The organism is Pseudomonas sp. S150 (genome assembly GCF_004526365.1).
GTDB lineage: Bacteria > Pseudomonadota > Gammaproteobacteria > Pseudomonadales > Pseudomonadaceae > Aquipseudomonas > Aquipseudomonas putida_A.
The window spans coordinates 4,619,847-4,644,414 of sequence record NZ_CP038207.1 but is presented as its reverse complement, the minus strand read 5'-3'; the positions used below and the strand labels follow the sequence as shown (position 1 = coordinate 4,644,414).

19 protein-coding genes and 4 tRNA genes are annotated in these 24,568 nt (G+C 60.9%); 19 read left to right on the top strand and 4 right to left on the bottom strand.

Annotated features, from left to right (window positions below):
- Positions 1–73 precede the first annotated feature (73 nt).
- Together E3Z29_RS21410 and E3Z29_RS21405 are read right to left on the bottom strand one after the other, a co-directional pair.
- Complete coding sequence (locus E3Z29_RS21410; RefSeq protein ID WP_171061914.1) at positions 74–1,564, bottom strand: MDR family MFS transporter; 1,491 nt, start codon at positions 1,562–1,564, stop codon at positions 74–76.
- Positions 1,565–1,613: 49 nt separating this feature from the next.
- The gene (locus E3Z29_RS21405; protein ID WP_134786878.1) at positions 1,614–2,663 is read right to left on the bottom strand and encodes an HlyD family secretion protein; all 1,050 of its coding nucleotides are present in this window, start codon (positions 2,661–2,663) and stop codon (positions 1,614–1,616) included.
- A gap of 229 nt (positions 2,664–2,892) precedes the next feature.
- Between E3Z29_RS21405 and gltX the strand changes: the two genes are divergently transcribed.
- The 10 genes from gltX to E3Z29_RS21350 all read left to right on the top strand — a co-directional run bounded on the left by gltX (position 2,893) and on the right by E3Z29_RS21350 (position 8,863).
- Positions 2,893–4,374: a glutamate--tRNA ligase gene (gene gltX, locus E3Z29_RS21400; protein WP_003226448.1), complete on the top strand. Its 1,482-nt coding sequence runs from the start codon at positions 2,893–2,895 to the stop codon at positions 4,372–4,374.
- Between the two features lie 203 nt (positions 4,375–4,577).
- A tRNA-Ala gene (locus tag E3Z29_RS21395) sits at positions 4,578–4,653 on the top strand.
- Between the two features lie 79 nt (positions 4,654–4,732).
- Positions 4,733–4,808, top strand: a tRNA-Glu gene (locus tag E3Z29_RS21390).
- Positions 4,809–4,861: 53 nt separating this feature from the next.
- Positions 4,862–4,937: transfer RNA gene (locus E3Z29_RS21385), tRNA-Ala, on the top strand.
- Between the two features lie 81 nt (positions 4,938–5,018).
- Positions 5,019–5,094: transfer RNA gene (locus tag E3Z29_RS21380), tRNA-Glu, on the top strand.
- Between the two features lie 181 nt (positions 5,095–5,275).
- Complete coding sequence (locus tag E3Z29_RS21375) at positions 5,276–5,815, top strand: TetR/AcrR family transcriptional regulator (RefSeq protein WP_007969225.1); 540 nt, start codon at positions 5,276–5,278, stop codon at positions 5,813–5,815.
- Positions 5,816–5,845: 30 nt separating this feature from the next.
- A complete protein-coding gene (locus tag E3Z29_RS21370; protein WP_096796149.1) occupies positions 5,846–6,679 on the top strand; it encodes an alpha/beta fold hydrolase in 834 nt (277 codons plus the stop codon).
- Positions 6,680–6,725: 46 nt separating this feature from the next.
- Entirely contained in the window at positions 6,726–7,175 is a 450-nt protein-coding gene (locus tag E3Z29_RS21365; protein WP_098964657.1) for a thioesterase family protein, read from the top strand.
- A 162-nt stretch (positions 7,176–7,337) separates the two neighbouring features.
- The gene (locus E3Z29_RS21355) at positions 7,338–8,297 is read left to right on the top strand and encodes a tRNA-dihydrouridine synthase (protein WP_096796151.1); all 960 of its coding nucleotides are present in this window, start codon (positions 7,338–7,340) and stop codon (positions 8,295–8,297) included.
- Positions 8,298–8,419: 122 nt separating this feature from the next.
- Positions 8,420–8,863: an Hsp20 family protein gene (locus E3Z29_RS21350; RefSeq protein ID WP_134786877.1), complete on the top strand. Its 444-nt coding sequence runs from the start codon at positions 8,420–8,422 to the stop codon at positions 8,861–8,863.
- 48 nt (positions 8,864–8,911) lie between these two features.
- Here E3Z29_RS21350 and E3Z29_RS21345 read toward each other — a convergent pair whose 3' ends face one another.
- Both E3Z29_RS21345 and E3Z29_RS21340 read right to left on the bottom strand, forming a co-directional pair.
- The gene (locus E3Z29_RS21345; RefSeq protein WP_098964655.1) at positions 8,912–12,190 is read right to left on the bottom strand and encodes a PAS domain S-box protein; all 3,279 of its coding nucleotides are present in this window, start codon (positions 12,188–12,190) and stop codon (positions 8,912–8,914) included.
- Positions 12,191–12,258: 68 nt separating this feature from the next.
- Entirely contained in the window at positions 12,259–13,149 is an 891-nt protein-coding gene (locus E3Z29_RS21340; RefSeq protein WP_103367614.1) for a LysR family transcriptional regulator, read from the bottom strand.
- Between the two features lie 141 nt (positions 13,150–13,290).
- Here E3Z29_RS21340 and leuC point away from each other — a divergent pair, with 141 nt between their 5' ends.
- The 9 genes from leuC (at position 13,291) to E3Z29_RS21295 (ending at position 24,485) form a co-directional block, all read left to right on the top strand.
- Positions 13,291–14,709, top strand: a complete 1,419-nt coding sequence (leuC, locus tag E3Z29_RS21335; RefSeq protein WP_027611528.1) for a 3-isopropylmalate dehydratase large subunit — start codon at positions 13,291–13,293, stop codon at positions 14,707–14,709.
- Between the two features lie 13 nt (positions 14,710–14,722).
- A complete protein-coding gene (gene leuD, locus E3Z29_RS21330) occupies positions 14,723–15,367 on the top strand; it encodes a 3-isopropylmalate dehydratase small subunit (protein WP_098964653.1) in 645 nt (214 codons plus the stop codon).
- 128 nt (positions 15,368–15,495) lie between these two features.
- Entirely contained in the window at positions 15,496–16,263 is a 768-nt protein-coding gene (locus E3Z29_RS21325) for a class I SAM-dependent methyltransferase (RefSeq protein ID WP_134786876.1), read from the top strand.
- A 55-nt stretch (positions 16,264–16,318) separates the two neighbouring features.
- The gene (gene leuB / locus E3Z29_RS21320; RefSeq protein WP_027611530.1) at positions 16,319–17,401 is read left to right on the top strand and encodes a 3-isopropylmalate dehydrogenase; all 1,083 of its coding nucleotides are present in this window, start codon (positions 16,319–16,321) and stop codon (positions 17,399–17,401) included.
- A 66-nt stretch (positions 17,402–17,467) separates the two neighbouring features.
- Positions 17,468–18,580, top strand: a complete 1,113-nt coding sequence (gene asd / locus E3Z29_RS21315; RefSeq protein WP_003226428.1) for an aspartate-semialdehyde dehydrogenase — start codon at positions 17,468–17,470, stop codon at positions 18,578–18,580.
- A 247-nt stretch (positions 18,581–18,827) separates the two neighbouring features.
- A complete protein-coding gene (locus E3Z29_RS21310) occupies positions 18,828–19,838 on the top strand; it encodes an aspartate-semialdehyde dehydrogenase (RefSeq protein WP_134786875.1) in 1,011 nt (336 codons plus the stop codon).
- Positions 19,839–20,047: 209 nt separating this feature from the next.
- Positions 20,048–22,684 (top strand): FimV/HubP family polar landmark protein, encoded by a 2,637-nt coding sequence (locus E3Z29_RS21305; RefSeq protein ID WP_134786874.1) that lies wholly within the window; start codon positions 20,048–20,050, stop codon positions 22,682–22,684.
- Between the two features lie 267 nt (positions 22,685–22,951).
- Positions 22,952–23,776 carry a tRNA pseudouridine(38-40) synthase TruA gene (gene truA / locus E3Z29_RS21300; protein ID WP_166497529.1) on the top strand — a complete coding sequence of 275 codons (825 nt, stop codon included), beginning with the start codon at positions 22,952–22,954 and terminating at the stop codon, positions 23,774–23,776.
- 64 nt (positions 23,777–23,840) lie between these two features.
- Positions 23,841–24,485: a phosphoribosylanthranilate isomerase gene (locus E3Z29_RS21295; RefSeq protein WP_115989368.1), complete on the top strand. Its 645-nt coding sequence runs from the start codon at positions 23,841–23,843 to the stop codon at positions 24,483–24,485.
- Positions 24,486–24,568: the final 83 nt, after the last annotated feature.

The window sequence follows — 24,568 nt, the reverse complement described above, 5'->3', positions numbered from 1 at the left end:
AAATGTGTGATCACCAAAGAAACTTGTGGGAGCGGGCTTGCTCGCGAAGAGGCCAGTGCAGACACCACAAAAATCAGTGAGCTTCCCCAGCCTTCAACCCCGCCGGCAATTTCCTGGTCAGCAAAATCGCCAGCATGCTGATCCCCAACGCAATCCCGACAAAGTGAAACGCATCGTTGTAGGCCATGATCAGCGCCTGCTGATGCACGATCTCACTCAACTTGCCGAGCGCCGCCGTGTCACTGCCAAACCGGTCGGTCATCGACGCCAACCGCTCGGCCACTTGCGGATTGGTCGGCACCACCGCTTCACGCAAATAATCGAAGTAGGTTTTGGTGCGTGCATCCAATAGCGTGGCGAGCAGGGCGATGCCGATCGCACCGCCCAGGTTGCGCAGAATATTGAAAAGGCTCGACGCCGACCCCGCGTCCTGCGGCAGGATGTACGCCGTAGCGATCAGCGAAATGGTCACCATGATCAGCGGCTGACCCAGCGCGCGGATGATCTGGATCTGATTGAACTGCGGCCCGGCGAAGTCCGGGTTGAGCACCCCCGACGAAAAACTCGCCAGCCCGAACAACCCGAAGCCCAGGGTGCACAGCCACTTCGGCGAAACGAACTTCATCAGCTTCGGCACCAGCGGAATCAGGAACAGCTGCGGCACGCCCATCCACATGATCACTTCGCCGATCTGCAGAGCGTTGTAGTTCTGGATCTGCGCCAGGTACAGCGGCAGCAGATAAATCGAGCCATACAAGCCGACGCCCATGCCGAGGCTGGAAATGCTCGACAGGCCGAAGTTGCGATTGCGCAGAATGCCGAGGTTGATCAGCGGATTGGGTTTGGAAATCTGCACGATGACGAAGGTGATCAGGCTGAGCAGGGCAATGCTGCCCAGGGTCACGATCAGGTTCGATTCGAGCCAGTCCTTGCGGTGGCCTTCTTCGAGAAAGACTTGCAGGCAGCCGAGGCCGACACCCAGCGTGAGAATCCCGGTGTAGTCAGTGCTTTTCAGCAGTTCCCAGTGCGCTTCCTTTTTTTCCAGCCCGTACATCAGCCCGGCGATCATGATCAGCCCCGGCGGGATGTTGATGTAGAAGATGTATTCCCAGCCCCAGTTCTCCGTGAGCCAGCCGCCGAGGGTCGGGCCGATGGACGGGGCGAAGGTCGCGGTCATGGCGAACATCGCCATGCCCTTGGCGCGATGGTGTTCGGGGAGTTTGATCAGGGTCAGGGTGAACGCCAGCGGGATAAGCGCGCCGCCGGTGAAACCCTGCATGGCGCGAAAGACGATCATGCTCTCCAGGCTCCAGGCCATCGAGCACAGCAGCGATGACACCAGAAAGCCCAGCGACACCCACACCGCCAGGCGTCGCGCGGAGAGCAACTGCACCAGCCACGCGGTCAGCGGGATCATGATGATTTCCGCGACCAGGTACGAGGTAGAAATCCACGAGCCTTCTTCCAGCGTCGCCGACAGCGCGCCCTGAATGTCCTTGAGCGAAGAGTTGGTGATCTGGATGTCGAGCACTGCCATGAACGCGCCGAGCATCACGCTCATCACCGCGATCCAGTCCCGCCGGGTCGGTTCGCCGACCGGGCGGATCAGCGAATCACCGGCCATTGTCTGGGGCGTCTTTGATGTTCACGGTGGCGGTGACCGACATGCCCGGGCGGATCTTGCCATGCAAAGGGTTATCGGCCTTGAAGGTCAGCTTTACCGGAATCCGCTGCACGACTTTGGTGAAGTTGCCGGTGGCGTTGTCTGGAGGCAACAGGCTGAACTGCGCACCCGAGGCGGCGAACAGGCTGTCGACTCGCGCTTCGATCGGCGTGTCGCTGTAAGCGTCGAAGGTCAGCTCGGCTTTTTGTCCGGGGAGCATGCGGCCGATCTGGGTTTCCTTGAAGTTGGCCTGCACCCAGATGTCTTCGTCCGGGACGATCGACAGCAGATAGGCGCCTGCCTGTACTACTTGGCCATTGCGTGCGGCGCGCTGGCCGACCATGCCGCTGATCGGCGCGTGGATTTCGCTGCGGGTCAGGTTGAGTTCGGCTTGCGCCAGATCGGCGCGGGCGTTGGCAATCTGTGCGTCGAGGCGTTTGATCTCGGCGGTGAGTGCGTTGACCTGTTGGCGCTGGCTCTGTGCATCGGCCTGGGCCTTGGCCACTTGCGAGCGGGCGATATGGGCGTCGGCGGAAAGGGTGGTCACGCGTTCTTCGGAAACGAAACCGGGTTTGCGCAGGGTTTCGGCGCGCGACAAGTCCATCTGCGAGCGGCCAAGCGTGGCCTGGGTGGTCGCCACTTGCGCGTCGCTGGCGGCGATCAGGCTCGATTGCTGAGTCAATTTGCTCTGCGCCTGCAAACGCTCGGCTTCGCGGGTGGCGAGGGCGGCATTGGCGCGGTCGACCGCGAGGCGGAAATCATTGGGTTCAAGGCGCACCAGCAACTGGCCTTTTTCCACGTGCTGGTTGTCCTGCACCAGCACTTCGTCGATGCGCGCACTCAACTGGCTGGAGACGCGGGTGATCTCGCCCTGGACATAGGCGTTATCGGTGCTTTCATAAAAGCGCCCCTTGAAAAACCAATGGGCGAAGAAGCCCCCGGCAATCAACAGCACCAGGAGCAGGAAAATAAACAGACGACGCTTGAGTTGGGCAGGCATGAGGCAAACTGTAGTCGAGGAATTGTAAGGAAAGTTATCTGCGGCTGAATCTGGCATACCGCCGATAAACGGTAAATGCCAATGGCTGATATTCGGCCCGTCTCCACGGTCTATGGGCGTTCCAGCCGCAAACTTGGCTTAAATGCCCTGCCCGCTGGAGCGGGGCGGGTGTCGCCTGTTACCATTCGCCGCTTGATTGTTTTGCTTTTCATTCTTTTCGAGACATGCCATGACCACCGTCCGCACTCGCATCGCGCCATCGCCTACCGGGGACCCCCACGTAGGTACCGCTTACATCGCATTGTTCAACTACTGCTTTGCCAAGCAGCATGGCGGTGAGTTCATCCTGCGCATCGAAGACACCGACCAGTTGCGTTCGACCCGCGAGTCCGAACAGCAGATCTTCGACGCCCTGCGCTGGCTGGGGATCGACTGGAGCGAAGGCCCGGACGTTGGCGGCCCGCACGGCCCGTACCGGCAGAGCGAGCGTGGCGATATCTATCAGAAGTATTGCCAGCAACTGGTCGACATGGGCCACGCGTTCCCGTGCTTCTGCACCGCTGAAGAGCTGGACCAGATGCGCGCCGAACAAATGGCGCGCGGCGAGACCCCGCGCTACGACGGCCGCGCGCTGCTGCTGTCGAAGGAAGAAGTCGCGGCCCGTCTGGCGGCTGGCGAACCACACGTGATCCGCATGAAGGTGCCGACCGAAGGTGTCTGCGTGGTGCCGGATATGCTGCGTGGCGATGTCGAGATCCCGTGGGATCGCATGGACATGCAAGTGCTGATGAAGACCGACGGCCTGCCGACGTACTTCCTCGCCAACGTGGTCGACGACCACCTGATGGGCATCACCCACGTGCTGCGCGGCGAAGAATGGCTGCCATCGGCGCCGAAACTGATTCTGCTTTACGAATATTTCGGCTGGGAACAACCGGAGCTGTGCTACATGCCGCTGCTGCGTAACCCGGACAAGAGCAAGCTGTCCAAGCGCAAGAACCCGACCTCGGTGACTTTCTACGAGCGCATGGGCTTCATGCCGGAGGCGATGCTCAACTACCTCGGTCGCATGGGCTGGTCGATGCCCGACGAGCGCGAGAAGTTCTCGCTGCAGGAAATGGTCGACAACTTCGACCTCAAGCGTGTGTCCCTCGGCGGGCCGATCTTCGACATCGAGAAACTGTCGTGGCTCAACGGCCAGTGGCTGCGTGACCTGCCGGTGGAAGAGTTCGCCGCACGCGTGCAGAAGTGGGCGTTCAATTCCGAGTACATGATGAAGATCGCACCGCTGGTTCAGGGGCGCGTGGAAACCTTCAGCCAGGTTGCACCGCTGGGCGGCTTCTTCTTTGCCGGTGGTGTCAATCCGGATGCCAAGCTGTTCGAATCGAAAAAGCTTTCCGGTGATCAGGTGCGTCAGTTGATGCAATTGATCTTGTGGAAGCTGGAAAGCCTGCGTCAGTGGGAGAAGGACAGCATCACTGCGACGATTCAGGCGGTGGTCGAGTCCCTTGAACTGAAGCTGCGCGATGCGATGCCATTGATGTTTGCCGCGATTACCGGGCAGGCCAGTTCGGTGTCGGTGCTCGATGCGATGGAAATCCTCGGCCCGGATCTGACCCGTTTCCGTCTGCGCCAGGCGATTGACCTGCTGGGTGGCGTGTCGAAGAAAGAAAACAAAGAGTGGGAAAAGCTACTGGGCGCGATTGCTTAAGCACGTCTGACTCTGCGGTAACCGCCGAAGGCCGGGATCGTTTGATTCCGGCCTTCGGCGTTTTTCCCCCGGATTTTCGGGGGGAGGGCGGTAAGTGATTGTTATGCCGACAAAAAATTTTGAAATTTTTCAAAAATAAGTTTGACAGGCTTTCGATACGCCCTTAAGATTCGCCCCGTCCTCAGCGATGACATCAACGATGAGGGGCTATAGCTCAGCTGGGAGAGCGCTTGCATGGCATGCAAGAGGTCGACGGTTCGATCCCGTCTAGCTCCACCAATTTACACTTCGAAGCCTGGCCACACCGGCTCCGAAGCGATCAACACTCAGCGTTGATCAGTTGTATAGAAGGGTTTGCGTCCCCTTCGTCTAGTGGCCTAGGACACCGCCCTTTCACGGCGGTAACAGGGGTTCGAGTCCCCTAGGGGACGCCAGTTTTACAGAAGCGATGTTGCAAGATGTCGCTCCGCCGCGAGGCGAAAAATCCGGGGCTATAGCTCAGCTGGGAGAGCGCCTGCATGGCATGCAGGAGGTCAGCGGTTCGATCCCGCTTAGCTCCACCAATTTTACAGTTCAAGGTCTGGCCACACCGGCCTTGAATCAGATCAGATCTCAGCACTGATCAGCTGTATAGAAGGGTTTGTGTCCCCTTCGTCTAGTGGCCTAGGACACCGCCCTTTCACGGCGGTAACAGGGGTTCGAGTCCCCTAGGGGACGCCACGATTACCCGCTCTGCGGGATTTATAAGGGTCATTCAATTATTGAATGGCCCTTTTGTTTGTCTGGCGTTTGGCCAACTCTCCTTTTTCCTTACACTGTGCTTCAGACCAGCGGTCATATCCTCGACTTGCGGAATATTATTATGCGAATAATATTCTATTCGTAATATTCGGAGGCAACGATGAACGATAAAAAAGCTCAAACCCGCGAACGCATCCTCAAGGCGGCCAGCGCCGCACTGATGCAGCGTGGCCCGGCGGATCCCAGCGTGGGCGAAGTGATGGGCGCCGCCGGCCTGACCGTCGGTGGTTTCTACGCGCACTTCGAAAGCAAGGACGCGATGATGCTCGAGGCGTTCAAGCAACTGCTCAGCCGTCGACGCGACCTGATTGCCGACATGGATTCCGAGCTGACCGGCGAAGAGCGTCGCGCCTTGGTCGCTGCGTTCTACCTGTCGCGCAAGCATCGCGATTCCAGCGATGCCGCGTGCCCGATTCCGGCTTCCATCGGCGAACTGGGGCGTCTGCCGGAATCCTTCCGCATCGCACTGAACGAGCACCTGGAACTGATGATTGCGCAGTTGGCGTCCAGCCCCGAGGACACCGACAAGGCGTTGGCTGATGTGGCGTTGATGGTGGGTGGTCTGGCGCTGGCACGTGCGCTGGGCCCGGGCGATTTATCCGATCGATTGCTGCGCGCTGCCAAGTCGGCGGTGCGTTGACCTGAAGGCAACACGCCTGAGGAGAAAGCGATGAACACGTTGAAGTGGGTTCGTGGCGTTAATGGCACCTTGGGCTGGATTGCACCGCAACGAGTAGCAAGCAAAATGCGTCAGGCGTTCATGACGCCGCGCACGTTGCCACTGCGCGATTGGGAGCTGCCGCTGCTGGCGAGTGCCGAACGCATCACGCTGCGCTTCGGCCTGTCGGCGCTGCGTTGGGGGCAGGGGCCGGCGGTGCTGTTGATGCACGGTTGGGAAGGGCGGCCCACCCAGTTTGCGGCATTGATCACGGCGCTGGTTGAGGCCGGTTACACCGTCGTTGCCCTCGATGGCCCGGCCCATGGTCGCTCACCGGGGCGTGAAGCCAACGTCGTACTGTTCGCCCGCGCCATGCTCGAAGCGGCCGCCGAACTGCCACCGTTGCAAGCCGTCATCGGCCACTCCATGGGCGGCGCCAGTGCCATGCTCGCGGTGCAACTGGGCCTGCGCACCGAAACCCTGGTCAGCATCGCAGCCCCCGCACGGATCCTCGGCGTGCTGCGCGGTTTTGCCCGCTATGTCGGCATGCCACCGCGGGCCCGATCGGCGTTCATCCGCCAGGTCGAGCAGGACGTTGGCATGCGCGCCGCGACCCTTGATGTCGCGCACTATCAACTGGATATGCCGGGCCTGATCGTGCATGCCGAGGACGACACCTTTGTCTCGGTCAAGGAATCGCAATTGATCCACGAATCCTGGTTCGACAGTCGCCTGCTGCGCCTGGAAAGCGGCGGCCACCAGCGGGTGCTGGCCGACCCTCGGGTGGTTGATGGTGTGTTATCACTGTTGGCGGGGCGCAGCCTTCAAGCGCGGCAATCGGCCTGACATCCGTTACACTGCCCCGGTTGAATCATCTGACCGGGAGTGGGGCATGGGCTGGGATCGGGCAACGCCGTTCACCATTGATCTGCAAGTAGGCGCCGAGGACATCGACGGGCTGGGCCACGCGAACAACGCGGTGTACGTGACCTGGCTCGAACGCTGCGCCTGGCGCCACTCGCAGCGTCTGGGGCTGGACCTGGTCGAGTACCGGCGCCTGGATCGGGCGATGGCCGTGGTGCGTCACGAAATCGATTACCTGGCGGCTGCCTACGAAGGCGACGAGCTGCAACTGGCGACCTGGATCGTCGATTGGGATCAGCGCCTGAAAATGACCCGGCACTTCCAGCTGATCCGCCCCAGCGACAACGCCACCCTGCTGCGTGCCCAGACCACATTCGTCTGCATCGAACTGTCCAGCGGCAAGCCCAAGCGCATGCCGGCGGAGTTCATCGAGGGTTATGGCCCGGCGATCCAAAATCCAGAAACAGCCCAAATCTAAACTGTAGGAGTGAGCCTGCTCGCGATAGCGGAGTGTCAGTCGGCATTCCTCTATCTGACCCACCGCTATCGCGAGCAGGCTCACTCCTACAAGGGATCTGCGGTTTCTTGCGATATCCAGTAAACTGCCGCACGTTTTTTCTTCATGAGTAGTGTTTTCCCCATGCAAATTGCCCTGGCGCCCATGGAGGGGTTGGTCGACGACATCCTGCGCGACGTGCTGACCCGCGTTGGCGGCATCGACTGGTGCGTGACCGAATTCATTCGGATCAACGATCAGTTGCTCACCCCGGCCTACTTCCACAAGTTCGGCCCGGAGCTGCTCAACGGCGCCCGCACCCGTTCCGGTGTGCCGTTGCGCGTGCAATTGTTGGGCTCCGATCCGGTGTGCCTGGCGGAAAACGCGGCGCTGGCCTGCGAGCTCGGCTCGGAAGTGATCGACCTGAACTTCGGCTGCCCGGCCAAGACCGTCAACAAATCCCGGGGCGGGGCAGTGCTGCTCAAGGAGCCAGAACTGCTCAACAGCATCGTCGAACACGTGCGTCGCGCCGTGCCGGCGCACATCCCGGTCACCGCGAAAATGCGCCTGGGTTTCGACAGCCCGGACGGCTCGCTGGTCTGCGCCACGGCGCTGGCCGAGGGCGGCGCCGAGCACATCGTGGTGCATGCCCGGACCAAGGTTGATGGCTACAAGCCGCCGGCGCATTGGGAGTGGATTCCGCGGGTGCAGGACGTGGTCAAGGTGCCGGTGTTCGCCAACGGTGATATCTGGAGCGTCGAGGACTGGCGTCGTTGCCGCGAGATCAGCGGCGTCGAAGACATCATGCTCGGACGCGGTCTGGTATCGCGCCCGGATCTGGCCCGGCAGATCGCTGCCGCGCGCGCCGGTGAAGAAGTGGTCGAGATGACCTGGGCCGAGCTGCTGCCGCTGATTCAGGATTTCTGGCTGCAAGCCAAGGCGCAGATGACTGCACGCCAATCGCCGGGTCGCTTGAAGCAATGGCTGGCGATGCTGACGCGCAATTATCCCGAGGCGACGGAGCTGTTTACCGTGCTGCGCCGCGAGACAGAGCCGGACCAGGTCTCGCGCTTGCTCGGTTTGCCGGTCGCCGCCGCAGCCTGAAAAAAAATCTGCAAATAATCTCTTGAAAACATTTTGGCGGTCCCTATCTAAGGGGTACGCGATGCCGAATTCGGGTCGCGGAGTCAAAAAACCTTGCTGATTGTTTTCAGGAGATTTGAACCATGAGTACTGCATTTTCCCTGGCACCACTGTTCCGTTCCTCGGTGGGTTTCGACCGTTTCAACGACCTGTTCGAAACCGCGCTACGCAACGAGCCAGGCAGCACCTACCCACCCTACAACGTGGAAAAGCACGGTGATGATCAATACCGTATCGTCGTAGCGGCAGCCGGTTTCCAGGAAGAAGACCTGGAGCTGCAAGTCGAGAAGGGTGTGCTGACCATCAGTGGTGGCAGGCGTGATGCCAACGAAGGCGTGACCTTCCTGCATCAAGGCATTGCCCAGCGGGCTTTCAAGCTGTCCTTCCGCCTGGCCGATCACATCGAGATCAAGGCCGCCGATCTGAGCAACGGTCTGCTGAGCATCGACCTGTTGCGGGTGATCCCGGAAGAAGCGAAAGCCAAGCGCATCCCGATCAACGGAGCGCAGAAGCCGGTTCTGCAATAAGGCCGAGCAAGAAAAAAGGGCGCCACTGGCGCCCTTTTTTTGTGCCCGTCATTCGAGCATCTTTTTCAACGCCTCCAACGCCACCGGCCGACTGTGCAGATAGCCCTGATACAAATGGCAGCCCAGCCCCTGAAGGAACGCCAGTTGCTCCGGCGTCTCCACGCCTTCGGCAATCACCTCCAGTTCCAGGCTGCGGGCCATGGCGACGATGGCGCGGATGATCTCGGCGTCGTTGGGGTCGGTGGTTGCGTCGCGGATGAACGACTGGTCGATTTTCAGGGTGTCAACCGGCAGGCGTTTGAGGTAGGTCAGCGATGAATAGCCGGTGCCGAAATCGTCCATGGCGAAGCTCACGCCAAGTTTTTTCAGACGGCGCATTTTGCTGATGGTGTCTTCCAGGTTCTGGATCACGATGCCCTCGGTGATCTCCAGTTTCAGCAGCGAGCAGGGCAGGCCGTGGCTGCTCATGCTGTGTTCGATGCGTTCGACGAAGTCGTTCTGGCGGAACTGCCGTGGGCTGATGTTTACGCACAGGCTGAAGTTGAGCGGGTCGACCAGTTTCAGCGCGATCAATTGTTTGAACGCCTCACAGGCCTCATCGAGGATCCAGGTACCGACCTCCAGAATCAGCCCGCTGTCTTCCAGCACCTTGATGAATTCAGTGGGCGATTGCGCGCCGAGTTCCGGGTGATTCCAGCGCACCAGCGCCTCGGCGCCAATGATGCGGTTGTCCCGCGCATCGACCTGCGGCTGGTAGTGCACGTTGAATTCACCGCGCGACAACGCCAGACGTAAGTCAGTCTCCATGCGCAGCCGTTCGCTGGCCGCCTTCTGCATGGTGTTGTGGTACATCTGCGTGGTGTTGCGCCCGGAATCCTTGGCCCGGTACAGCGCAATGTCGGCGCGTTTGAGCAGGTCGGTCGGGGTCGAGCCGTGATCGGGAATCAGTGCCACGCCGATGCTCGGTGTCACTTGCAGACGCTGGCCGTCGAGGAACATCGGCTCCGAGAGCAGTTCGCGAATGGTGTCGGCCAGTTCCCGCACTTGTGCACTGACCTCGTTGCGCGTGCCTTCGAGGCCACTGAGCAGCACCACGAATTCATCGCCGCCGAGACGCGCCACCGTGTCCTCCATGCGCACGCTGGCTTCAAGCCGCGCGGTGATGATTTTCAGCACCGTATCGCCGACCGGATGACCCAGCGAGTCGTTGATGTGCTTGAAGTGATCGAGGTCGAGGAACAGCAGCGCACCGCGCAGGTTGTGGCGCTTGAGCAGGGCGATCTGCTGGCTCAGGCGATCCATCAGCAAGGCGCGGTTGGGCAGATTGGTCAGCGGATCGTGATAGGCCAGATGGCGGATCTGCGCTTCGGCGTTTTTCAGCAGGCTCACATCCCGGGCGGTCAGCAGCAGGCACGCGGTTTCGTTGAGGGTGATCGGTTCGATCGACACTTCAACGGTCAGCAACTCGCCTCGCTTGTTGCGCCCGAGCATTTCCTGATGGTGCACGCGGCCCTTGATCTGCAGTTCGGCGAGCAGCGCCGAGCGTTGTTTCTCTTCGGCCCAGATGCCGATCTGGTACACGGTTTTGCCCACCACTTCTTCGGCGCGATAGCCGGTGAGGCGGCAGAAACCGTCGTTGACCTCCAGATAGCGCCCGGTGTCACGTTCGGTGATGGTGATCGCATCGGGGCTGGAGTGAAACGCCTTGGCGAATTTCTCTTCGCTGGCCTTGAGTGCGGCCTCGGAGCGCTGCTGTTGGGTGATGTCGCGCAGGGTGGTGACGATGCACGGCTGATTGCCGACGCTGATCTGCCGGCTGGAAATCACGCACGTCAGCGACTGGCCGTCCTTGTGCTGGACGATGATTGCGACATTGCTCAGGCCCTGTTCGCGGATCACCCGCTCGATACGTTGCAGGCTTTTCGCCGAGGCGTCCCACAGGCCGATGTCCTCGGCGGTGCGCCCGATCACGTCGGCGGCGCTCCAGCCGAAGGTCTGGGTGAAGCTGTTGTTGATCTCGATGAACTCGCCGCTGTCCTGGCGGGTGACGCAGATCGGGTCGGGGCTGACCTGGAACAGCGTGGCAAATTTCTCTTCGGAGGCGACCAGACGTTGCTCGCGCTCGACCTGATCGGTGATGTCCAGCAAGGTCCCGGCCATACGCAGTGGCGCGCCATTTTCGTCGCGGTAGAGGCGGGCGCGGCTTTCCAGATAACGTGAGCTGCCATCCGCCAGTTGCACGCGATAGGTCAGTTGATAGTTGCCGGCCGGGCCTTCGCGCAGGCTGCGGTAGGCGTCGCGCATGCTGTCGCGCTCCTCACCGGGCACGCCTTCGAAAAACTCCTCGAATGATTCGTGAAACGGGATCGGCTCCAGCCCGTGCAATTGCGCGGCCCGCGCCGAGCCGTAGAGCATGCCGCTGGGAATGTGCCAGTCCCAAGTGCCGAGTTGCGCCGAGTCCAGCGCCAGATCAAGGCGTTCTTGACTGTCTTTCAAGGCGTGTTCGGCGGCTTTGCGTTCGGTGGTGTCGAGAAACGTGCTGAGCAGATACGGCTGGCCTTCGAGTTCGACCTTTTGCGCACTGAGGATACCGTCATGGATCTGCCCGTTGCTGGCGCGGAACTGCACCTCCATGCTGATCAATTCACCTTTGGCCTTGGTCTTTTTCACCAGCTCTGCGCGTTGTTCGGGGTGCACCCACAGGCCCAGTTCCAGTGTGGTGCGACCGATGGCGTCCTGGACCGGCCAGCCGAACAGGCTTTCGAAATACTGGTTGGCTTCAGTGATCAGGCCGTCTTCCTGGCGCGTCAGCAGCACCATGTTCGGGCACAGGTGAAAAAGTGTGGCGAAACGTTTCTCCGAGCTGCTCAGAGCCTGTTCGCGCTGGCGCTGGTGGGTGATTTCGCGAATCACCCCGATCATTCGGGGCCGGCCGTTTTTGTCCGGCAGCAGGCTGCCGCTGATTTCCAGCCAATGCAGGCTGCCGTCGGGCCAGCGGATGCGGTGGTGCATCGCCTGTTCCAGCGGGGCGCCGGCGATCACCGCGTGGAAGGCGCGCACGGTTTTCGCCCGGTCTTCGGGCGGCAGCAGGTCGAGATATTCCAGGTCCTGGGGCAACGGTTGACGTGGATCGAAGCCGAACAGCGCCTGGGTACCCCGTGACCAGCTGATCTGCCCGCGCTCGATGTCCCAATACCAGGCACCGAGCCGGGCGCCGTTGAGCGCGGCGAGCAATTGCGGCGCACTCTCCCAGCTCTGCTCGGAACGTCGCGGATCAATGGCCTGAATACGCGGCATCGGCGGAATTCGGTCAACAGATTTCGGCATTGTTAACGGGCCTTGAGCTGATGGTGGCGTTAGGCACAGGGACAGCGGCTCTATAGGAGTAGCACAAGTTAGCCTGGAGTCCCTGGCAGATCGATTTGCGCATCCAGCAAGGCCATGAAAGCCCTTGCCGCATTCGACAGCGTCCGTTCGGTGTGCACGATATAGCCTAGCTGGCGACTGAGCTGTATGCCCGGCAAAGGTATGCGCGCCACCTGTTCATCAAGCATGGTGCGGGGCAGAACACTCCAGGCCAGACCAATGGAGACCATCATCTTGATGGTTTCCAGGTAGTTGGTGCTCATGGCGATGTTCGGCGTCAGCCCTTGGGCTTCGAACAATCGTTGGACAATGTGATGAGTAAAGGTGTTGCCTCCGGGAAAAACCGCCGGATGACCGGCAATGTCCGCCAGGCTCACCGCGCCATTGCTGATCAGCGAATGTTCCGGCGCCACCACGAAATCTAGCGGGTCGTCCCACACCGGCGCGGCTTTGACCAGTGTGTGCGGCTCTGGCGCCAGGGTGATGACTGCCAGTTCAGCGCGGCCATGGAGAATTTCCTCGTAGGCCACTTCCGAATCGAGAAACTGAATATCCAGCGCCACTTGTGGGTAGCGGCGGGTGAATTCCCTCAATAGCGGCGGCAAACGGTGCAGGCCGATGTGGTGACTGGTGGCCAGGGTCAGCCGACCGCTGACTTCGCCGGTCAGGTTGGTCAGGGCGCGGCGGGTGTCGTCCAGCACGTTGAGAATCTGATAAGCCCGGGGCAACAGGGCGCGGCCGGCCTCGGTCAGGCCGACTTCACGACCGAGTCGGTCGAACAGCCGCACCTTCAATTGTTGCTCCAGTCCGGCGATGCGTTTGCTGATCGCCGGTTGCGTCAGATGCAGGCGTTCCCCGGCGCCGGAGAAGCTGCCGGTCTCGGCGATGGCGATAAAAGCATTGAGGTTGGCCAGATCCATGGTTCGTATTCCAGTTGGTTATCCAAAGCATAAAAAATATGAATTTGAGTTATTTAATGTAACCCCATAGGATCGGCCTCACAAGCCAAAGGGTTATTGATAAGCCCAGGGCATAGAAACAAGCTGATGAGGAACCGTCTGATGGCCGGCAAAACGCTCTACGACAAGCTCTGGGATTCGCATTTGGTCAAACAGCGCGACGATGGCTCGGCGCTGATCTACATCGATCGTCACATCATCCACGAAGTGACCTCGCCGCAAGCCTTCGAAGGCCTGCGTCTGGCCGGGCGCAAGCCTTGGCGCATCGATGCCAACATCGCGACCCCGGACCACAACGTACCGACCACACCGGAGCGCAAGGGCGGCATCGCCGCGATTGCCGACCAGGTCTCGCGTTTGCAGGTGCAGACCCTCGATGACAACTGTGATGAGTACGGCATTGTCGAGTTCAAGATGAACGACATCCGCCAAGGCATCGTCCACGTGATCAGCCCGGAGCAGGGCGCAACCTTGCCGGGCATGACCGTGGTCTGCGGTGACTCGCACACCTCGACCCACGGCGCGTTCGGTGCCTTGGCGCACGGGATCGGCACTTCCGAGGTCGAGCACGTGCTCGCCACCCAGTGCCTGGTCGCGAAGAAAATGAAGAACATGCTGGTGCGTGTCGAAGGTCAGTTGCCATTCGGTGTGACCGCCAAGGACATCGTCCTCGCGGTGATCGGCAAGATCGGCACCGCCGGCGGTAACGGCCATGCCATCGAGTTCGCCGGCAGCGCGATTCGCGACCTGTCCGTCGAAGGCCGCATGACCATCTGCAACATGTCCATCGAAGCCGGCGCCCGTGTGGGCCTGGTGGCTGCGGACGAAAAGACTGTCGAATACGTCAAGGGCCGTCCGTTCGCACCGACCGGCGCGCAGTGGGATCAGGCGGTTGAAGCCTGGAAAGATCTGGTCTCCGACGCTGATGCCAAGTTCGACACCGTAGTTGAACTCGACGCTGCGCAGATCAAGCCGCAAGTCAGCTGGGGCACTTCGCCTGAAATGGTGTTGGCCGTTGATCAGAACGTGCCGGATCCGGCCAAAGAGATGGATCTGGTCAAGCGCGATTCGATCGTCCGCGCCTTGAAATACATGGGTTTGACCGCCAATCAGGCGATCACCGACATTCAGCTGGATCGCGTGTTCATCGGCTCTTGCACCAACTCGCGCATCGAAGACTTGCGCGCTGCAGCCGTGATCGCCAAGGGTCGCAAAGTCGCTTCGACGATCAAGCAGGCAATCGTCGTACCGGGCTCGGGTCTGGTGAAGGCGCAGGCGGAAGCCGAAGGTCTCGACAAGATCTTCCTCGAAGCCGGTTTCGAATGGCGTGAGCCGGGTTGCTCGATGTGCCTGGCGATGAACCCGGACCGTTTGGAGTCCGGCGAGCATTGCGCCTCGACCTCCAACCGTAACTTCGAAGGCCGTCAGGGTGCCGGTGGCCGTACCCACCTCGTGAGTCCGGCCATGGCCGCTGCGGCGGCGGTAAACGGTCGTTTCATCGACGTTCGTGAATTGATCTAAAAGGAAGCGCAGCATGAAAGCCTTTACCCAGCACACTGGTCTCGTCGCGCCTCTGGATCGTGCCAACGTCGACACCGACCAGATCATTCCCAAGCAGTTCTTGAAGTCGATCAAGCGCACCGGTTTCGGCCCGAACCTGTTCGATGAGTGGCGTTACCTGGATGTCGGCCAGCCGTATCAGGACAACTCCAAGCGTCCGTTGAACAAGGACTTCGTGCTCAACGCCGAGCGTTATCAAGGTGCCAGCGTGTTGCTGGCCCGCGAGAACTTCGGTTGCGGCTCCAGCCGTGAACACGCGCCATGGGCACTGGAAGAATACGGTTTCCGCAGCATCATCGCGCCGAGCTACGCCGACATCTTCTTCAACAATAGCTTCAAGAACGGCTTGCTGCCGATCATTCTGAGCGACGCTGAAGTCGATGAGTTGTTCAAGCAGGTCGAGGCCGAGCCGGGCTATCAATTGCAGATCGATCTGCACGAACAGACCGTGACCAGCCCGAACGGCAAGGTGTACCGCTTCGAGATCGACGCGTTCCGCAAGCATTGCTTGTTGAATGGGCTGGACGATATCGGCCTGACCTTGCAGGACGGTGATGCGATTGCCGCGTTCGAGGCCAAGCATCGTGTGAGCCAGCCGTGGTTGTTCCGCGACGCATAAGATTGATGTAGTCAGGGCTGGCCCCTTCGCGAGCAAGCTCGCTCCCACATTTGAAATGCATTCCCCTGTGGGAGCGGGCTTGCTCGCGAAGAGGCCGGCCCAAACAACACAAATACCAGGAAGTGACCATGACCAGCACCGCCCAACACAGTCAGGTTGTACAAAAGCAATTCGGTGAACAGGCCGCCGCCTACCTGAGCAGCGCCGTTCACGCTCAAGGCACCGAATTCGCGCTGCTACAGGCTGAACTGGCCGGGCAGGGCGACGCCCGGGTGCTGGACCTGGGTTGCGGCGCCGGTCATGTGAGTTTTCATGTGGCGCCACTGGTCAAGGAAGTGGTGGCCTACGACCTGTCGCAGCAGATGCTCGACGTGGTGGCCGCTGCGGCGGTTGATCGCGGCATGAACAACATTGCCACGGTCAACGGCGCCGCCGAGCGCCTGCCGTTTGCCGATGGCGAATTCGATTACGTGTTCAGCCGTTATTCGGCGCACCATTGGAGCGACCTCGGGGTGGCCCTGCGCGAAGTGCGTCGGGTGCTGAAACCGGGCGGTGTGGCAGCGTTCATCGACGTGTTGTCACCGGGCAGTCCGCTGTTTGACACTTACCTGCAAAGCGTCGAAGTGCTGCGCGACACCAGCCACGTGCGCGATTATTCCGCCGGCGAGTGGCTGCGGCAGGTCAGCGAGGCCGGGCTGCACACTCGCAGCACCACGCGTCAGCGCCTGCGTCTGGAATACAGCAGTTGGGTTGAGCGCATGCGCACACCCGAGGTAATGCGCGCCGCGATCCGCCAGTTGCAGCAGTCGATGGGCAACGAAGTGCGCGAATATTTTGAGATTGATGCCGACGGCTCATTCAGTACAGATGTGATTGTGCTGATGGCCGAACGATAAGAATTTTTCCCGGCGCGCCCGTTATAAGCGCACCGATTGAAGACACGAGGAAAGCATGAGCAAGCAGATTCTGATTCTCCCAGGTGACGGTATTGGTCCGGAAATCATGGCCGAAGCGGTCAAGGTGCTGGAGCTGGCGAACGACAAGTACAGCCTGGGCTTCGAGCTGAGCCATGACGTGATCGGTGGCGCGGCCATCGACAAGCATGGCGTGCCGTTGGCCGACGAAACCCTCGAGCGTGCCCGTGCAGCCGATGCAGTCCTGCTGGGCGCCGTGGGCGGCCCGAAATGGGACACCATCGAGCGTGACATCCGCCCTGAGCGCGGTCTGCTGAAAATCCGTGCGCAACTGGGCCTGTTCGGCAACCTGCGTCCGGCGATCCTCTACCCGCAACTGGCCGACGCTTCGAGCCTGAAGCCGGAAATCGTTGCTGGTCTGGACATCCTGATCGTGCGTGAGCTGACCGGCGGCATCTACTTCGGCGCGCCACGCGGCACCCGTACCCTGGAAAACGGTGAGCGTCAGTCCTACGACACCCTGCCGTACAGCGAAAGTGAAATCCGCCGTATCGCCCGCGTCGGTTTCGACATGGCCATGGTTCGCGGCAAAAAGCTGTGCTCGGTGGACAAGGCCAACGTGCTGGCGTCCAGCCAGCTGTGGCGTGAAGTGGTCGAGCAGGTCGCCAAGGATTACCCTGAAGTCGAACTGAGCCACATGTACGTCGACAACGCCGCCATGCAACTGGTGCGCGCACCGAAGCAGTTCGACGTGATCGTCACCGACAACATGTTCGGCGACATCCTGTCCGACGAAGCCTCGATGCTTACCGGATCGATCGGCATGCTGCCGTCGGCCTCGCTGGATTCGAACAACAAGGGCATGTACGAGCCTTGCCACGGTTCGGCACCGGACATCGCGGGCAAAGGCATTGCCAACCCGTTGGCGACCATTCTGTCGGTGTCGATGATGCTGCGTTACAGCTTCAATCTGCACGATGCTGCCGATGCCATCGAGAAAGCCGTCAGCGTGGTACTGGATCAAGGCTTGCGTACCGGTGACATTTATTCGGCCGGTTGCACTAAAGTCGGAACGCAGGAAATGGGTGACGCAGTAGTCGCCGCGCTGCGGAATCTGTAATCTCTCGGGCCCGCTGCGAAATTCAATACAAAGCAGCGGCCCACTTTTCAAGAAGGTGTAGTTGCGATGAAACGTGTAGGTCTGATCGGTTGGCGCGGCATGGTCGGTTCCGTGCTCATGCAGCGGATGCTGGAAGAGCAGGATTTCGATCTTATCGAGCCGGTGTTTTTCACCACTTCCAATGTCGGTGGCCAAGGCCCGTCCGTGGGCAAGGACATTGCTCCGCTCAAGGACGCTTACAGCATTGAAGAGCTGAAAACCCTCGACGTGATTCTGACCTGCCAGGGCGGCGACTACACCAGCGAAGTGTTCCCGAAGCTGCGCGAAGCCGGCTGGCAGGGTTACTGGATCGACGCGGCTTCCAGCCTGCGCATGAACGATGACGCCGTCATCATTCTCGACCCGGTCAACCGCAAGGTCATCGACCAGCAACTGGACGCGGGCACCAAGAACTACATCGGCGGCAACTGCACCGTCAGCCTGATGCTGATGGGCCTGGGTGGTCTGTTCGAGGCCGGTCTGGTCGAGTGGATGAGCGCCATGACTTATCAGGCGGCCTCCGGTGCCGGCGCGCAGAACATGCGTGAACTGATCAAGCAGATGGGCGCGACCCACGCTGCGGTGGCCGATCAACTGGCCGATCCGGCCAGCGCGATCCTCGACATCGACCGTCGCGTGGCCGAAGCCATGCGCAGCGACGCGTACCCGACCGAAAACTTCGGCGTGCCGCTGGCCGGCAGCCTGATCCCGTGGATCGACAAGGAACTGCCGAACGGCCAGAGCCGTGAAGAGTGGAAGGCCCAGGCCGAGACCAACAAGATCCTCGGCCGCTTCAAGAGCCCGATCCCGGTCGACGGCATCTGCGTGCGCATCGGCGCCATGCGTTGCCACAGCCAGGCGCTGACCATCAAGCTGAACAAAGACGTGCCGATCGCTGATATCGAAGGGCTGATCAGCCAGCACAACCCTTGGGTCAAACTGGTGCCGAACAACCGCGACATCAGCATGCAGGAGCTGAGCCCGACCAAGGTCACCGGCACCCTGAACGTACCGGTGGGTCGTCTGCGCAAGCTGAACATGGGCTCGCAATTCGTCGGTGCGTTCACCGTCGGCGACCAACTGCTGTGGGGCGCGGCCGAACCGCTGCGTCGCATGCTGCGGATCCTGCTGGAGCGTTGATCGCTTGATGCAATGAAAGAACCCGTGCCTTGTGATAGGTGCGGGTTTTTTTATGCCTGAGGTTTTCCGGTGTCAGGTCTGGCGCCTTCGCGAGCAAGCCCGCTCCCACCCTTGAAATGCGTTCCCCCTGTGGGAGCGGGCTTGCTCGCGAAGAGGTCAGAACAGACACTGCAAGTCCCGCAGAAATTGCCTGCATCTCACTCACCCGGTAAAGTGCCGCTCCCCCCGTTTCGCCAGAGGTAGAACCATGACCCAGACCCTTGATATTGCCGTCGTCGGCGCCACCGGTACTGTCGGCGAAACCCTCGTACAGATTCTCGAAGAGCGCGACTTCCCGGTCGGCAACCTGCACCTGCTGGCCAGCAGCGAATCCGCCGGCAGTTCGGTGCTGTTTCGCAACAAGAACGTGCGCGTGCGTGAAGTCGACGAGTTCGATTTCAGCAAGGTCAAACTGGTGTTCTTTGCCGCTGGCGCTGCCGTTTCCCTGAGTTACGCGGCGCGTGCCCACGCGGCCGGTTGCTCGCTGATCGATCTGTCCGGCGCATTGCCGGCCGAGCAGGCGCCGCAAGTGGTGCCGGAGGCCAACGCCGAGGTCATTGCCGGTCTGAAAGCACCGTTCCAGGTCAGCAGCCCAAGCCCTTCGGCGACGACGCTGGCCGTGGTGCTGGCGCCGCTGCTCGATTTGCTCGAACTGCAATACGTCAACGTCACCGCCAATCTGGCCGTGTCAGCCCAAGGTCGCGAAGCTGTGACCGAGCTGGCGCGGCAGACCGCTGAGTTGCTGAACATGCGTCCGCTGGAGCCGACTTTCTTTGATCGGCAGATGGCCTTCAACCTGTTGGCCCAGGTCGGCACGCCCGACGCTCAAGGCCACACGCTGCTGGAAAAACGGCTGGTGCGCGAGTTGCGTCAGGTGCTGAAGCAGCCTTTATTAAAGATTTCCGCCACTTGCGTTCAAGCCCCGGTGTTTTTTGGCGATAGCTATAGCGTGACCTTGCAGTCAGCGAGCGCGGTCGACCTGGCAAAGGTCAACGCTGCGCTTGAGAATGCGCCCGGCATCGAGCTGGTTGAGGCCGGCGATTATCCGACTGCGGTGGGTGACGCGGTGGGGCAGGACGTTGTCTATGTCGGTCGGGTGCGCAGCGGTGTCGACGACCCGGCGGAACTTAATCTGTGGCTGACGTCAGATAACGTACGCAAAGGCGCGGCCCTGAATGCTGTGCAGGTCGCTGAATTGTTGATAAAAGACCTGCCGTAAAAGATACTTGGCAACAATTTGTCGACTGATTCTAGGTGAGCGCTATGCTTGCCCGGAGCACTTGATAACGTGTCACCCTCCGGGACTTTCCGGGGCATCAAAGAAATGATCGCGCGCGGCAGTCTGTCGTCGTCGCGCGCAATGCCTTACGGCAGCGGCAATCAACATCTTCTCGCTGGCCGAGGAACGTTCAAACAAAGGATGAGGCTATGGTTCAAGTTCGCAAACTGGTGTTAGCAATAGCGGCCGCCTCGGCGCTGTCCTCCGGTATGGCGCATGCCCTCGGGCTCGGGGAGCTGACCCTGAAGTCGACCCTGAACCAGCCGCTGGTGGCCGAGATCGAGCTGCTCGACGTCAAGGATCTCACCGCTGCCGAAGTGGTGCCGAGCCTGGCTTCACCCGAAGATTTCGCCAAGGCCGGTGTCGATCGCCAGGCCTTCCTCAACGACCTGACGTTCACCCCGGTGCTCAACGCCAGCGGCAAAAGCGTGCTGCGCGTGACTTCGAGCAAGCCGCTGTCGGAACCGATGGTGAAATTCCTCGTGCAGGTGATGTGGCCGAATGGCCGTCTGCTGCGCGATTACAGTGTGCTGCTGGATCCGTCGAAATTCTCGCCACAGACCGCTGACGCCGCCGCGCAACCGGCACCGTCGCAGACCATCACCGCACCGACCACCGGCGCCACGCACCCGTCGCAATACACCACCACGCCGCGCGACACCCTGTGGGAAATTGCCGCGAAGGCGCGCACCGGCGGTTCGGTGCAGCAAACCATGCTGGCGATTCAGGCGCTCAACCCGGATGCGTTCATCGACGGCAACATCAACCGGCTGAAAACCGGTCAGGTGCTGCGCCTGCCGGACTCGGTGGAAAGCACCGCGCTGCCGCAATCGAAAGCGATTGCCGAAGTCGCCGCGCAGAACGAAGCCTGGCGTCAGGGTCGTCGCTATGTGGCCAAGCCGGGTACCGGCCAGCAGCAGCTCGATGCCACCAAGCGTGGTCGCAGCAATGTCGGCGCCGGCCAGAATGCCAAGGACAACCTGAGTCTGGTCTCTGCCGAAAACGCCAAAGGGCGTAGCAAAGGCCCGGCCGGCGATGCCAAGGCGTTGAGCAACAAGCTGGCGGTGACTCAGGAAAGCCTCGACACGACCCGTCGTGACAACGAGGAACTGAAAAGCCGCATGGCCGATCTGCAAAGTCAGCTGGACAAGCTGCAACGCCTGATCGAGCTGAAGAACAATCAACTGGCGAAGATGCAGGCCGAAGGCCCGGGCGCTGCGCCAGCCGCCACTGCTGCCGTACCGGCGATCACCGCCGAACTGGCTGCAACCCCTCCAGCCACCCCGGCAGAAGCGGCGCCAACACCAGAATCGGCGATTGCGCCACCGGTCGACACGCCTGCCGAGACGCCAGTGGTTGCGCCAAAACCGGTAGTCGATGAAGACAAAACCTTCAATGAACTGCTGACCAATCCGATCCTGCTGGGTCTGATCGGTGGCGGTGCGGTGGTGTTGCTGCTTCTGCTGTTGCTGCTGGCCCGTCGCCGCAAAGCCCAGCAGGAAGCCGAGAAACACCTGCGCATGGCCCGCGCTCTGGCGGAAGAGCAAGAGTTCTCCGCCGAGCAGGATCTGCCGGAAAGCAGCTTCGAAGGCCTGGAAACACCTGCTGCCAGCGTCAAGCTCAACACCCCGGCACCTGCGCCAGCGCCTGCTGCGGTAGTGGCTCCGGTGGTGATGGCTGAGCCGATTGCCGCGCCATTGGTCGCACCGTCCGCCGAGCGTTCCGATGACGTGCTGGACAAGGCTCAGTCGCACATCAATGCCGGTCGCCTGAATCAGGCCGCAGCGTTGCTGGAAGAGGGCGTCAGCCTCGAGCCGCAACGCAGTGATCTGCGTCTGAAGCTGATGGAAGTCTACGGTCAGCAGGGTGATCGCGATGCGTTCGTGGGTCAGGAGCGTCAGTTGGTGGCCAACGGTGATAACTTCGCCAAGGTCGAAGAGCTGAAAAAACGCTTCCCGGCCATGGCGGTCGTCGCTGTCGCGGGTCTGGCTGCAGCGGCAGCCGCCGCCGAACTCGATGCGCAATACGTCAAGGAGCTGCTGCTCGACGAGCCAGAGGCGCCTGCGCCTGAGCCTGCGGCGGACGACCTGGATAGCGCGTTCGACCTGAGCCTGGACGATCTCGACAACATCACTCCGGTTGAGCCTGCACCTGTTGTTGAGCCTGAAGCTCCGGTGGAGCTGGACGAGTTCCCGGCCGACGACGATCTGAGCTTTGAATCGGTGCTGCAACAGCAGACCGAGATCAAAGAGAACCTCGACGACCTGTCGGACTTCGACCTCGATCTGGATCTGGGTGCCGAGCCTGCGCCAGCTCCGGCGGCGGATCTGGCGGATGATGACTTCCTGCTGGATCTGGACGAAGGCGTGAAAGATCTGTCGCCGGCCGAGCCTGTGGTCGCCAACGAAGTGCCACAGGACGATCTGGAGCTGCCGGCGGATTTCGATCTGTCGCTGGCTGATGAAATGGACAGCAACCCGGCGGCCGAGCCTGACGCATTCGCAGCGGAACTGAATGACGTCAACGCCGAGCTGGATCGCCTGTCGCAGAGCATCGCCGAGCCGACCTTCACCGAAGCCGATGCGGCCATGGGCGATGATCTGGGCGAGGACGATTTCGACTTCCTCGCCGGCACCGACGAAGCCGCGACCAAACTCGATCTGGCCCAGGCCTACATCGATATGGGCGACAGCGACGGCGCACGCGACATCCTCAACGAAGTGTTGACCGAGGGTGACGAAAAGCAGCGTGGCGAAGCCAAGGAAATGCTTTCGCACCTGGCATGAGCCAGCGGTAAATAAAAACGGCAGCCCATCGAGGCTGCCGTTTTTGTTTGGGCTGGATTCTGCAGCGCCTGGAATGGCGCTTTCGCGAGCAAGCCCGCTCCCACATTTGAAATGTGCTCTACCTGTGGGAGCGGGCTTGCTCGCGAAGAGGCCGGATGGGTCAACACAGAACTGACTGGCATCCCCGACCCACAGCCTTATAATGCCCGCCTTTGTACCTCAGCAGGCTGTCCCACCTTGGCAAACATAGATAACCCGGTCGCCGAAATGGCACCCGAAGGCTTTTACCGTGTGGCACTGGGCGTCGAGTACAAAGGCTCGCGCTACAGCGGCTGGCAGCGTCAGTTGACCGGCGTGGCCACGGTGCAGGAAGAACTCGAAAAAGCCTTGTCGAAAGTCGCCAATTCGCCGGTTTCGCTGCAGTGCGCCGGGCGTACCGATGCCGGGGTGCATGCTTGCGGACAAGTGGTTCATTTCGACACGCCGGTCGATCGTTCGCTGAAAGCCTGGGTGATGGGCGCCAATATCAATCTGCCCCACGACATCAGTGTCAGCTGGGCGCGGGTGATGCCGGCGCATTTCCATGCGCGGTTCAAAGCCATCGCCCGGCGTTATCGCTATGTGATCTACAACGATCAGATTCGTCCGGCGCATCTCAACGAAGAGATCACCTGGAACCACCGCCCACTCGACGTTGAGCGCATGGCTGAAGCGGCGCAATACCTGATCGGTACTCATGATTTCAGTGCGTTCCGCGCCGGCCAGTGTCAGGCCAAGTCGCCGATCAAGAAGATGCATCATCTGCGCGTGACCCGTCACGGCAAGATGATCGTGCTCGATATCCGCGCCAACGCCTTTTTGCACCACATGGTGCGCAACATTGCCGGTGTGCTGATGACCATCGGTGCCGGCGAGCGGCCGGTCGAGTGGATGAAGGAAGTGCTGGAAAGCCGCGAGCGCCGTTCCGGTGGCGTGACAGCGCATCCGTACGGGTTGTATCTGGTGCAGGTCGAATATCACGATGAATTTCCGTTGCCCGAGCGTTTTATCGGGCCACATTTCCTTACGGGTTTCTCGGAACTTGACGGCTGACGCCCTCGAACGCATTTGTTACCATCCGGGACTTTCCCGAATTTGACGCGGAGTTTTTCTCGATATGTCAGCCGTTCGCAGCAAGATCTGCGGGATTACCCGCATAGAAGATGCGTTGGCAGCGGTCGAGGCCGGGGCGGATGCGATCGGGTTCGTGTTCTACGCCAAGAGCCCGCGTGCAGTGAGCGTGCAGCAGGCAAGGGCGATCATCCAGGCCTTGCCGCCGTTCGTGACGACGGTGGGCCTGTTCGTCAATGCCAGCCGCTGCGAGTTGGGGGAAATCCTCGATGCCGTGCCGCTGGACCTGTTGCAGTTCCATGGCGACGAAACCGCTGAACAGTGCGAAGGCTGGCATCGTCCGTACATCAAGGCATTGCGGGTCAAGTCTGGCGACGACATCGCCGCTGCCGTCGATGCCTATCCGAGTGCCAGTGGCGTGCTGCTCGACACTTATGTCGAAGGCGTGCCTGGCGGAACCGGCGAGGCGTTCGACTGGTCTTTGATTCCGCAAACTTTGAGCAAGCCGCTGATCCTGGCCGGTGGCCTCACCCCGGAAAACGTCGCCGACGCTGTGGCCCGGGTCAAACCGTACGCGGTCGATGTCAGCGGCGGGGTAGAAGCGAGCAAGGGCATCAAGGATCATGCGAAGATCCGCGCGTTCATCAATGCCGTACGTAGAAGCTCGCAGGGAGCGTCTACTTCGATGTGACGGCTGGCGAACTGCCGCCGTCCATCAATGCACTTGCACAAAGCAGGCGAGGCTGAGGGTTTCTGGAGTTGCACGCAGGTCAT